This is a genomic window from Citrobacter sp. MGH106 (assembly GCF_001037495.1).
GTDB lineage: Bacteria > Pseudomonadota > Gammaproteobacteria > Enterobacterales > Enterobacteriaceae > Citrobacter > Citrobacter murliniae.
In genome coordinates this window covers 2,147,111-2,158,039 of sequence record NZ_KQ089822.1, presented here as the reverse complement: position 1 = coordinate 2,158,039, position 10,929 = coordinate 2,147,111, and the positions used below count along the sequence as shown (strand labels likewise).

9 protein-coding genes are annotated in these 10,929 nt (G+C 51.0%); 3 read left to right on the top strand and 6 right to left on the bottom strand.

The window, feature by feature from the left end; all coding sequences use genetic code 11:
* From SK36_RS10225 to SK36_RS10205, 5 genes are all read right to left on the bottom strand, one after another.
* Nucleotides 1-918 (bottom strand): phosphatidate cytidylyltransferase, encoded by a 918-nt coding sequence (locus SK36_RS10225; protein ID WP_045442839.1) that lies wholly within the window; start codon nt 916-918, stop codon nt 1-3.
* Entirely contained in the window at nt 915-1,520 is a 606-nt protein-coding gene (locus SK36_RS10220; protein WP_048221460.1) for a CDP-alcohol phosphatidyltransferase family protein, read from the bottom strand. The genes SK36_RS10225 and SK36_RS10220 overlap by 4 nt, the downstream gene beginning before the upstream one ends.
* Nucleotides 1,521-1,630: 110 nt before the next feature.
* Nucleotides 1,631-1,954, bottom strand: a complete 324-nt coding sequence (locus SK36_RS10215; protein WP_048221459.1) for a YdbL family probable chaperone protein — start codon at nt 1,952-1,954, stop codon at nt 1,631-1,633.
* 7 nt (nt 1,955-1,961) lie between these two features.
* Nucleotides 1,962-2,153, bottom strand: a complete 192-nt coding sequence (locus SK36_RS10210) for a YnbE family lipoprotein (RefSeq protein WP_045442846.1) — start codon at nt 2,151-2,153, stop codon at nt 1,962-1,964.
* Nucleotides 2,150-4,789: a YdbH family protein gene (locus SK36_RS10205; protein ID WP_048221458.1), complete on the bottom strand. Its 2,640-nt coding sequence runs from the start codon at nt 4,787-4,789 to the stop codon at nt 2,150-2,152. Before SK36_RS10205 ends, SK36_RS10210 begins: the two co-directional genes overlap by 4 nt.
* Before the next feature lie 496 nt (nt 4,790-5,285).
* Here SK36_RS10205 and SK36_RS10200 point away from each other — a divergent pair, with 496 nt between their 5' ends.
* On the top strand, nt 5,286-6,275 hold the full coding sequence (locus SK36_RS10200) for a 2-hydroxyacid dehydrogenase (RefSeq protein ID WP_048221457.1): 990 nt from the start codon (nt 5,286-5,288) through the stop codon (nt 6,273-6,275).
* Nucleotides 6,276-6,387: 112 nt separating this feature from the next.
* Nucleotides 6,388-6,807, top strand: a complete 420-nt coding sequence (gene hslJ, locus SK36_RS10195; protein WP_045442852.1) for a heat shock protein HslJ — start codon at nt 6,388-6,390, stop codon at nt 6,805-6,807.
* Nucleotides 6,808-6,820: 13 nt separating this feature from the next.
* On the opposite strand, the gene SK36_RS10190 is transcribed toward hslJ, so the two are convergent.
* A complete protein-coding gene (locus SK36_RS10190) occupies nt 6,821-7,087 on the bottom strand; it encodes a putative hemolysin (RefSeq protein ID WP_045442854.1) in 267 nt (88 codons plus the stop codon).
* A gap of 274 nt (nt 7,088-7,361) precedes the next feature.
* Between SK36_RS10190 and nifJ the strand changes: the two genes are divergently transcribed.
* A complete protein-coding gene (nifJ, locus tag SK36_RS10185) occupies nt 7,362-10,886 on the top strand; it encodes a pyruvate:ferredoxin (flavodoxin) oxidoreductase (RefSeq protein ID WP_045442856.1) in 3,525 nt (1,174 codons plus the stop codon).
* Nucleotides 10,887-10,929: the final 43 nt, after the last annotated feature.

Here is a 10,929-nt window from a genome sequence, read left to right as displayed (position 1 = left end):
TTAGTAGCAAAAATAGCGAATGAAATGGAAAAACACGGGGGCGGTGAAGATCAGGGAATCGAGCCTGTCGAGGATGCCGCCGTGACCGGGTAACAGCGTGCCGCTGTCTTTCACCCCGATATCCCGCTTAATAGCCGACATCACAACGTCCCCACAAAAACCAGTGACACCGATAATGCACCCCGCCAGCAGCGATAAAGGCACGCTTAGCGGCGTCATTAACGGACCCAGTAGAGCTGCCGCGAGCGTAGTGGTTGCTACACCACCGATCAGTCCCGCCAGGGTTTTATTAGGGCTGACTTTAGGCATCACTTTGATGCGGCCAATCGATTTTCCCCACAGGTACTGCGCAATGTCGTTGAATTCCGTTAAGCCCACGAGGAAAAGCACCAGCAGTGCTCCTGTTTGCATACCGTCAGCGGGCAGCACCAGCAGGAACGCAACGTGACTGAATGCAAACACGGTAGTCATCAGGCACCAGTGATGCTGTGAGGCAAAACGCAGAAATCCCTGGGTGTCGCCAGCAATCACCATCCGTACGGGTAAGAATAAAAAAGCATACACCGGGATAAACACCACAAACATGCCGTACCAGTTGATGCCTATCAGCCAGTAGTTAACAGGGATAGCAATAAACATCCACAACAGCGGCATGCGATCGGTATGGCGCGATGGTGCCAGTGTTAAAAATTCCTTTAACGCCATAAAGCTTACCAGCGCAAAAAAAGTCAACGCCAGCCAGTGGGGGCTTAAGATAGCCAGCGAAAACAGAATAATGATCACCCACCAGGTGCGAATACGCAGCGTCAGTTCCCGCCAGTCTTTACCTGGACGTAGCCATACAAGTAATCCGTTGATCAGTGTCGCAATAAGTAGCAGAGAAAAAATAACGGCAAGCGACTTTTCCAGCAGCATCATTCCACCACCTCATCGCGTAATGCACTCTTACAGCGGTTGATCACCGTCCATAACAGCAACAGCGTTGCAACACCCCAGACGTCGTTATTCCACTGTACAAGTTGAGGCCATAGCGTCAACGCCAGTCCCCATGCGCCGAACACCAGCGCTCTGTCGCTTTTGCCCAGCGGCCCGGCATAGCTGCGCACTCCATTGATAGTTTGTGCCAGCACGCCGCAAAATTCCGTCATCACTGCGCAGAACAGCATCATTATCACCAACAGTGCATTGCTGGCCGGGAGCAACATAAAGGGTAGATAAAGCGCAAGGTCGGAAAGAACATCCCCGGTCTCATTGAGAATGGCGCCCAGACGTGACTTTTGATTGCACTCACGTGCCAGCATCCCGTCCAGCGCATTGAGCGCCATCCGCACAAACAGCACGATCGGCAGGAGAGCAAATAATTCAGGTTGAGGGAAAAGAAACAGTACCGCTCCTGTCACAAAAGAAAGCGCCATCGCTGCAAGTGTGACGTGATTAGCAGTAACGTTTTTTTTGTATAGCCAGAACATTACCGGGCGTAAAAGCGCCTGAAAGGCAGGCTTTATCTGATAAAGCGTCATCATCACTCCTTGATAATTTGTCGGTTTGATTATAGTGGAGCAATGGATCATTGCCCGTCAAATACGCTTGTTGGTTAAAGTAAAACCGGATCCTCTGAACAGACGGGCGATTATTTTTTCAACCATTTACCGTTAATGCCCTGCACGTATTCGCCCGGTTTGGCACGAGCAACCAGTTTCTGTCCAGCCATCTTTGCCACTTCATCAACCGGGATGTTGTTATTTTCAGCAAGTTGCTGATAGCTGGCATTGCGAGCTTTATTCACTTCACTCACCAGCGTCTGGGTTTCAGCATCGGTTTTCAATGCCACGAGATAGCCGTTAAGCGTTTCGCCAACCCGCCCCTGAGTTCGGGCTTCACCCAGCGTTAATGCAAACGCGTTGGCACTCAGCAAACTCAAAATAAGAATGAATGCGTTAAGTGATCTTTTCATCTTCACCTCAGAACAAGTCACTGCGTGATTTCAGCAAACTCTCGACATCTTTATCGACTTTGATATGGATTTCATGCTCGATTTTGACGTTCATATTGATGGTGATGGGTTCTTTGGGGGCCGCCACTTCAATACGCGGAGTACACCCCGCCAGCAGAGATGACGCCAGAAGTCCCAGCATGGCAGCTATTGTTTTCATGGTTGTTCCTCACATTCCTTGCCTTCCGGGCAATGGGTTTCTGGCAGCGTTGCATTTTGCTCGAGCCATGCCTGTAAATTGTCGCCAAAACGCAAGCTGCGCCATAACGTAAATACGTTTTCTTCGTGGGTGTAATTCAAATTCACCGTTCCCACTTTGCCATCCACCCGACTATTGCCAGTGACGGTTGCCTGCATCGTTAATACACCCAGGTTATCCAGATTTATTTTCGTCCAGGAATGGGTTATTTCCATATAGCGCAGCCAGTTAATCGCCGCTCCAGCCGCCATGTTATCTTTAACGACGGCATCCGCAGTATCTTTGTCGATACGCAACGTCATTGGTCCAGGATTGGTAAGCCAGCCGTCTTTGATAATCCATTTTTCATTATTCAGCCACAGAGGCAACGCGCCGCTGACCGGTCCAGACATGGCAAACTGTTTGGGATTAACCGCGCTGATAAGTTCGCTGGAAGAGATATTTTGCACTCGGACTAAGGCCGGATCGTGCTGAGGCATACGCAATTGCTGCATGATGACTTTACCTCCTAACAACTCGGCGCTGACATTGCTGAGCAGTAAAGGATTATCTTCGCTCCAGGGATATCCTCCCTGCAGGTCGGCGGTAATATTTTTCGCTGTAACCTGATTCACGACTTCCGCAATACGTAGTGAAATCGGTCCGCGTGTGCCCAGTTGCCACGCTCCTTCACTAAAACGAAACGGCAGCACAAAATCGACACCATTGATCTGGTTATCGGGCATCCAGGCGCTACCGCCTTTTAATACCCCATGACCGCCCGCCTCAAAGCCCTGTTCCGGGGCGGCGGAGAAAGCAACCTGCGCATACAGTTCCCCTTCGCGCAGGTTCATTTTCCAGTCAGGAGGAACCAGCGGCTGGAAAACAGTGAGTGATTGTTTTGGCCACCAGGCCTGTCCACGCAGGCGGACACCATCCCAGCGCCCGTTTAACTGTACAGGACCAATTGCCCCTGCATGAAGCTGCCCTTTGAACTGGAATACCGTCGGATCGGTCCCATCAACACTGAATTTCAGGGTTGATGGTGGCAGAACGCTTCCGCCCGTAAAGGTGGTTTTTCCAGCATCCAGTGACAACGCGCCGCTGAATGTTGGTTTTGCCGGGTCCCGCACCCACACAATCGGTTGATCCATGATCAGACGTGGCGTTTCCACTTTCATCGTGCCGTATTGCAGTTGGTCGAACCCGGTAGAAAGGTCAAAAAGTTTGAGGGTGTTATCGTGCCATTCACCCTTGCCCGCCACGTCCCAGCGGGCGTGCATCGGCGTAAATCCCCCTGTACCCCAGTAACGCCACTGCCAGCGGCCAGCGTCAGGGAGGAAATCATTGGCCAGACCATCAAGATGCAGTTCAAATCCCCCCATCTTGTTTTCGTGGGCACGTAAAATGGCCTGCAATCGACCATCAACACCGCGCTGAGTGACCTTCACTCCCGCCAGTGGCCAGCGAATTTCGTCAATATCCAGAGAGTCAATAACGCGTCCGCGGGAACGCAGCAATGCCCCAGGTTCAAAAATCAGTTGCGGATCATTGAGGCTTCCACTGAGCCGTGCGGGTAGCACCGCATAAAAAATAAGATCGCCCTGTTTTGCTTCGCCGGTTAACTGTAATGGCATCTCGCTATTATCCATGGCGAGTTTGCCAGGGCCGATGGTCAGGACAGCGTTACCTTTACCTGCATCACCTTGTGTCAGTACATTTAATCGCCCGCTCACCACCGCGTTTTCCAGGCCAGCCTGCCAGTTTTCAACTTTCACACCCAGCCGACCGCTTAACGGAAATCCCTGATAAGGCCAGTTCCAGCGACCGTCGCTGATAGTCAGTTGCTGGCGGGTGATTTCCCACGGAAGATCGAGCAGAGGATCGGCATTGCCTCGTCCCATTACGATCAGTTGTCCACGATTTTCCTGCCATTCCAGCTCCGCATCCACCAGAGAGGGTTCCTGCGGCAGGCTGAGAGTGGCGACCACATGCCCGCTGATCGGCAGGCCGTCAGGAACCAGTGGCATCGTGAATTCACCCACCAGTTTCACCGGCGGCTGATCTTCAAATGCGGCAACATCAAGTTCATTGACCGTCAGGTTTTGACCGTGGAGATGCCCCTGAAATTTGACTTTGTCACCCTGGTAGCGAAGCTGTTGGCTGGTGGGCGTCAACGACAGTGACAGCTTGCCCTGCCACTCCTGCCACGGAGAAAGGATGAGTTTGTCGATATTAATCCAGGTATTGGGCAACATGGATTGCCACTCCGCCAGCGTTTTAGGTGCGGCGGGAGAAGGTTCCGTTTGCGGCAGTTTGGCCAGACAGGCTGAATCCAGTTCAATAGCCCCGACGTTCAGCAACCAGCGGCTGGGATGTGACAGATCCGCCTGCGTAATTTTCGCCAGCGGGCAGTCATCGACCAGATAACGGAGTTGTGGAATATGTAGCCCATGCCGGGTTAGCCGTGGGCTCTCATCCAGTGCGATGCGCGTACCGACGGGCAACCAAATGCCTGCCAGCGTCGGAACCCACAGGCCAAGCGTCATCAACAACGTCAGCGGCATGAGGATCAATAATAAGAGTAGTGCCAGAGCGGCTTTATATTTACCCTTCATGGGTAGTTAATGTCCTGATTTCGCGAAAATTTAAGCCGGTTTAGGCCAGTATTGTGGCATGTTTAGCTACATATGCCCACCTTAAGAATAGATGCTCCTTAAATATACGTAATATTTATAGAACTGGCATGAGTCAAAGAATTATTGACTAATCATATGCTTAATCATAAAACCGCATGGCGAGTATGACCATGTACCATCTGCGCCTGTCCCTTATTCCACTGCTCAATGTATCAATTGCTCATTGGTAAAAGTGTTGTGCTATCTATCTAACAGAAAACCAGGCAGCGATGGACGAGCAAAGTAAACAGAGCGCAGATTGTCAGGCACTGGGAAGATAAAAATTAGTCAGTTGTTGAAATTGACTAACATGCCCACACTAACAAGAGATGCTCTGGAATTATTCACTATATCTATGACTATCAATTATTTTTTGGATTTTGTAAAATAATTTGAATTGGATTAATGTGATTTTAAAATCACTGGAGAAAGTCTTATGAAACTCGCCATCTATAGTACAAAACAGTACGACAAGAAGTACCTGCAGCAGGTTAACGAGGCTTTTGGTTTTGAACTTGAATTCTTTGACTTTCTGCTTACGGAAAAGACGGCCAAAACAGCCCATGGCTGCGAAGCCGTATGTATCTTCGTTAACGACGATGGCAGCCGCCCGGTTCTGGAAGAATTGAAAAACCATGGTGTGAAGTACATCGCCCTGCGCTGCGCCGGATTTAACAACGTCGATCTGGATGCGGCCAAAGAGCTGGGTCTGCAGGTTGTGCGTGTGCCGGCGTATTCACCTGAAGCGGTCGCAGAACATGCGATCGGCATGATGATGACATTAAACCGCCGAATTCATCGTGCTTATCAGCGTACCCGTGATGCCAACTTTTCTCTTGAAGGGCTGACCGGCTTCACTATGTACGGCAAAACGGCTGGGGTGATCGGTACAGGTAAAATTGGTATTGCCGCACTGAGGATCCTGAAAGGCTTTGGTATGCGTCTGCTGGCCTTTGATCCATATCCAAGTGCCTCAGCCCTGGAATTAGGCGTTGAATATGTCGATCTCAAAACACTGTTTGCGGAGTCGGATGTCATTTCCCTGCACTGCCCGTTAACGCCGGAAAATTATCATCTGCTCAACCACGAAGCCTTTGAACAAATGAAGAATGGCGTGATGATTGTCAACACCAGTCGTGGTGCGCTGATCGACTCACAGGCGGCTATTGATGCTCTGAAAAACCAGAAAATTGGTTCTCTGGGTATGGATGTGTATGAAAATGAACGCGATCTCTTCTTTGAAGATAAATCTAACGATGTCATTCAGGATGATGTGTTCCGCCGCTTGTCTGCCTGCCACAACGTGCTGTTTACCGGGCATCAGGCGTTCCTGACGGCCGAAGCGTTGATCAGTATCTCTGAAACAACGTTGCAGAACCTGGCACAAATTTCCAAAGGCGAAACCTGCCCGAACGCCCTCTTCTGACCGCTTTGCTCCCCTGATAGCAGGGGAGCATTTTCAGATAACCCCTGATGATATATCCGGCGATATCATTATTATACTGATTGTATTCACATCACGAATGTAGAGAAATTCAATGAAGAAAGTTGTCACGTTGATTGCGCTTAGCATGCTTATGGCTGGCTGTGCGAGCAATGGAAAGGTTTCCGTCAATCGCGAACAGTTACAGCACCACCGTTTCGTTCTGGAAAGTGTGAATGGCAAACCGATAACCGTTGCAAAGAATCAACCCGAATTAAGTTTTGGCGAAAACATGACGGTGTCAGGCAAAATGTGTAACCAATTTACCGGTCAGGGCAAACTGTCCGACGGCGAACTGAAGGTGAAAAACCTGGCAATGACCCGCATGATGTGCGCCGATCCACAGCTGAACGCGCTCGATGGCATTGTCAGCAAGATGTTTGAGCAAGGCGCACAGGTCGATTTGACGGCTAACCAGCTAACACTGGCGACAGCCGAACAAACTCTGACGTATAAACTGGCTGATTTAATGTAGTCAATACGGAAACTCAGTAGTTTCCACAGCTTCCTGCGGCAAGCGACTGCTCACTACAGCGTTTGCCGTTGGGTAATGCACACATCCCGATGGCTGAACCATCCAGTTGACGGGCAACAGAAAGTGAACCACCAATCATAGCGCAGTTAGCTTCTCCGGAACTGGACATTGCTGCTCTCATACCTGGTGCGACGTGTGCGGCCGTTGCCTGCTGAACGGGTTCACTGCTGCAGGCCGATAATAATAACGCGGCACACCCTACCCAAAACGCTGCGCGCATTTCACTCCCCCTCTGAATATTAACCAAACGACACAGCCATAAATAATAGGCAGCAGAAACACTGACGTCGAGAGGCAAGATGCGCATTTATGCGTATCATTTACATTTTCTGCCAATTTTTTGGCTACTCCTTTGATCAAACCATTCATTCTCTTTATTCCAGGGACACAAAAGCGAAAATGTGTCCGGATGGCATTTGCTAAAATAGAAAGATAATTACAGGGCTCGCAACTGTTTCGCGAGTCCCCTTTTTGCGCAATGTAAGGGTGTCAGTATGATCACAATTGACGGTAATGGTGCGGTTGCTTCGGTCGCATTTCGTACCAGCGAGGTTATCGCCATCTACCCGATTACGCCCAGTTCGACGATGGCAGAACAGGCTGATGCCTGGGCCGGGAACGGGCTTAAAAATGTCTGGGGGGATACCCCACGCGTAGTGGAAATGCAGTCTGAAGGCGGTGCTATTGCAACTGTTCACGGTGCATTGCAGACCGGTGCGCTCTCTACGTCGTTTACCTCATCGCAAGGTCTGTTGCTGATGATCCCGACGTTGTACAAACTGGCCGGTCAGCTGACGCCATTTGTGCTGCACGTTGCTGCCCGCACCATTGCCACTCATGCACTGTCTATCTTTGGCGACCATTCGGACGTAATGGCCGTTCGGCAGACGGGCTGCGCCATGCTGTGCGCCAGCAGCGTACAGGAAGCTCAGGATTTTGCGCTGATTTCGCAAATTGCTACGCTGAAAAGCCGAGTTCCTTTTATTCATTTCTTTGATGGTTTCCGCACATCGCATGAAATCAATAAGATTGTACCGCTGGCCGATGACACGATCCTCGGACTGATGCCGCAGGCGGAGATTGATGCCCATCGTTCCCGTGCACTTAATCCGGAACATCCGGTTATTCGCGGAACATCGGCTAACCCGGATACCTATTTCCAGTCTCGTGAAGCCACTAACCCGTGGTACAACGCGGTCTATGATCACGTCGAGCAGGCGATGAACGATTTCGCCGCCGCGACGGGCCGCCAATACCAGCCGTTTGAATACTTTGGTCATCCACAGGCAGAACGCGTCATTATTTTGATGGGTTCTGCGATTGGAACCTGCGAAGAAGTCGTGGAAGAGTTACTTACTCGCGGCGAAAAAGTCGGCGTGCTCAAAGTGCGTCTGTTCCGCCCATTCTCTGCCAGACATTTACTGCAGGCCCTCCCAGAAACGGCACGCAGTGTCGCTGTACTGGATCGCACAAAAGAGCCTGGCGCACAGGCTGAACCGTTGTATCTGGATGTCATGACAGCGCTTGCCGAAGCGTTTAACTGCGGTGAGCGAGAAACGTTGCCGCGCGTTATTGGTGGTCGCTATGGTCTTTCTTCGAAAGAGTTTGGCCCGGATTGTGTAATGGCGGTGTTTAATGAGTTGAACAACGCTAAACCGAAACCACGCTTTACGGTCGGCATCTATGATGATGTAACGAATCTGTCGCTCCCTCTGCCGGAAAACACCCTCCCCGGTACCGCTAAACTCGAAGCCCTGTTTTATGGACTGGGCAGCGACGGCAGTGTGTCTGCCACCAAAAATAACATCAAAATTATCGGCAACTCTACGCCGTGGTATGCACAGGGTTACTTCGTCTACGACTCGAAAAAAGCGGGTGGTCTGACAGTTTCCCATTTACGCGTCAGCGAGCAACCTATTCGTTCAGCCTATCTGGTTTCGCAGGCAGATTTCGTTGGCTGCCATCAACTGCAGTTTATTGATAAGTATCAAATGGCGGAGCGACTGAAGCCTGGCGGTATTTTCCTGCTCAATACGCCATACAGTGTCGATGAAGTCTGGGCGCGCCTGCCGCAGGAAGTTCAGGCAGTACTTAATCAGAAGAAAGCACGTTTTTACGTGATTAATGCGGCTAAAATCGCTCGCGAGTGTGGCCTGGCGGCGCGAATCAACACCGTCATGCAAATGGCATTCTTCCATTTGACGCAAATTTTACCTGGCGACAGCGCACTGGCGGAACTGCAGGGCGCGATCGCGAAAAGCTACAGCAGCAAAGGTCAGGACCTGGTTGAACGTAACTGGCAGGCGCTGGCGCTGGCACGTGAATCCGTCGCCGAAGTGGCGTTGCAGCCGGTAGACCCTCACAGCGCCAATCGCCCTCCGGTTGTTTCTGATGCGGCCCCTGACTTTGTTAAAACCGTGACCGCCGCTATGCTCGCCGGTCTGGGAGATGCCCTGCCCGTATCAGCACTTCCGCCGGACGGCACCTGGCCGATGGGTACCACGCGCTGGGAAAAACGCAATATCGCCGAAGAGATCCCTATCTGGAAAGAAGAACTGTGCACCCAGTGCAACCACTGTGTTGCCGCCTGTCCGCACTCGGCAATCCGTGCCAAGGTGGTTTCGCCGGAAGCGCTGGAAAATGCCCCTGCCAGTCTGCATTCACTGGATGTAAAATCACGCGATATGCGCGGTCAGAAGTATGTACTGCAAGTCGCGCCAGAAGACTGTACCGGCTGTAATCTTTGCGTTGAAGTTTGCCCGGCAAAAGATCGTCAGAATCCGGAGATCAAGGCCATCAATATGATGTCCCGCCTTGAGCATGTTGAAGAAGAAAAAGTGAACTATGACTTCTTCCTCAATCTTCCTGAGATTGACCGCAGCAAGCTGGAACGTATCGATATTCGTACTTCTCAGTTGATTACCCCACTGTTTGAATATTCCGGAGCCTGTTCTGGCTGCGGTGAAACACCGTATATTAAATTGCTTACGCAGTTGTACGGCGATCGCATGCTGATCGCTAACGCGACCGGCTGTTCATCGATTTATGGCGGTAACCTGCCCTCAACGCCATATACCACCGATGCCAATGGTCGGGGACCGGCGTGGGCTAACTCACTGTTTGAAGATAATGCCGAATTTGGTCTGGGTTTCCGTTTAACGGTGGATCAGCATCGTGTGCGTGTAATGCGTTTACTGGAGCAGTTTGCTGATAAAATCCCGGCGGAGCTGAATGAGGCCCTGCACGCTGAAGCTACACCTGAGGTTCGTCGTGAACAGGTTGCAGCGTTGCGCCAGCATCTACAAGGTGTTGACGGTGCACAGCAATTGTTAACCGACGCCGACGCACTGGTTGAGAAATCAATCTGGCTGATTGGTGGTGATGGCTGGGCTTATGACATTGGCTTTGGCGGCCTGGATCACGTCTTAAGCCTGACCGAAAACGTTAATATCCTGGTGCTGGATACCCAGTGCTACTCCAATACGGGTGGGCAAGCGTCAAAAGCTACGCCTCTTGGTGCCGTCACCAAATTTGGCGAACATGGTAAGCGTAAAGCCCGTAAAGATCTCGGCGTAAGTATGATGATGTACGGTCATGTTTATGTCGCACAGATCTCTTTAGGCGCGCAGTTGAATCAAACGGTGAAAGCTATTCAGGAAGCTGAATCATACCCTGGCCCGTCGCTGATTATTGCGTATAGTCCTTGTGAAGAGCACGGTTACGATCTTGCGCTGAGCCACGATCAAATGCGTCAGCTCACAGCGACCGGATTCTGGCCACTGTACCGCTTTGATCCGCGTCGTGCTGATGAAGGGAAACTGCCGCTGGCTCTTGACTCTCGTCCTCCGTCAGACGCACTGGCTGAGACGCTGATGAATGAGCAGCGTTTCCGCCGTCTTAACGCTCAGCAGCCTGAAGTTGCTGAACAACTGTGGAAGGATGCTACGGCTGATTTACAAAAACGCTATGACTTCCTCGCGCAACTGGCAGGAAAAGCAGAAAAGAGCAGTACCGATTAAAACGTTTAGGTCAGTAGTAGCCTGAAGTCAAAAAAAAGCCCGA

Bases quoted from the DNA above. Each gene is read 5' to 3' on its own strand.
- SK36_RS10225 (WP_045442839.1), bottom strand. From the start codon at position 918: ATGATGCTGCTGGAAAAGTCGCTTGCCGTTATTTTTTCTCTGCTACTT.
- SK36_RS10220 (WP_048221460.1), bottom strand. From the start codon at position 1,520: ATGACGCTTTATCAGATAAAGCCTGCCTTTCAGGCGCTTTTACGCCCG.
- SK36_RS10215 (WP_048221459.1), bottom strand. From the start codon at position 1,954: ATGAAAAGATCACTTAACGCATTCATTCTTATTTTGAGTTTGCTGAGT.
- SK36_RS10210 (WP_045442846.1), bottom strand. From the start codon at position 2,153: ATGAAAACAATAGCTGCCATGCTGGGACTTCTGGCGTCATCTCTGCTG.
- SK36_RS10205 (WP_048221458.1), bottom strand. From the start codon at position 4,789: ATGAAGGGTAAATATAAAGCCGCTCTGGCACTACTCTTATTATTGATC.
- SK36_RS10200 (WP_048221457.1), top strand. From the start codon at position 5,286: ATGAAACTCGCCATCTATAGTACAAAACAGTACGACAAGAAGTACCTG.
- hslJ (WP_045442852.1), top strand. From the start codon at position 6,388: ATGAAGAAAGTTGTCACGTTGATTGCGCTTAGCATGCTTATGGCTGGC.
- SK36_RS10190 (WP_045442854.1), bottom strand. From the start codon at position 7,087: ATGCGCGCAGCGTTTTGGGTAGGGTGTGCCGCGTTATTATTATCGGCC.
- nifJ (WP_045442856.1), top strand. From the start codon at position 7,362: ATGATCACAATTGACGGTAATGGTGCGGTTGCTTCGGTCGCATTTCGT.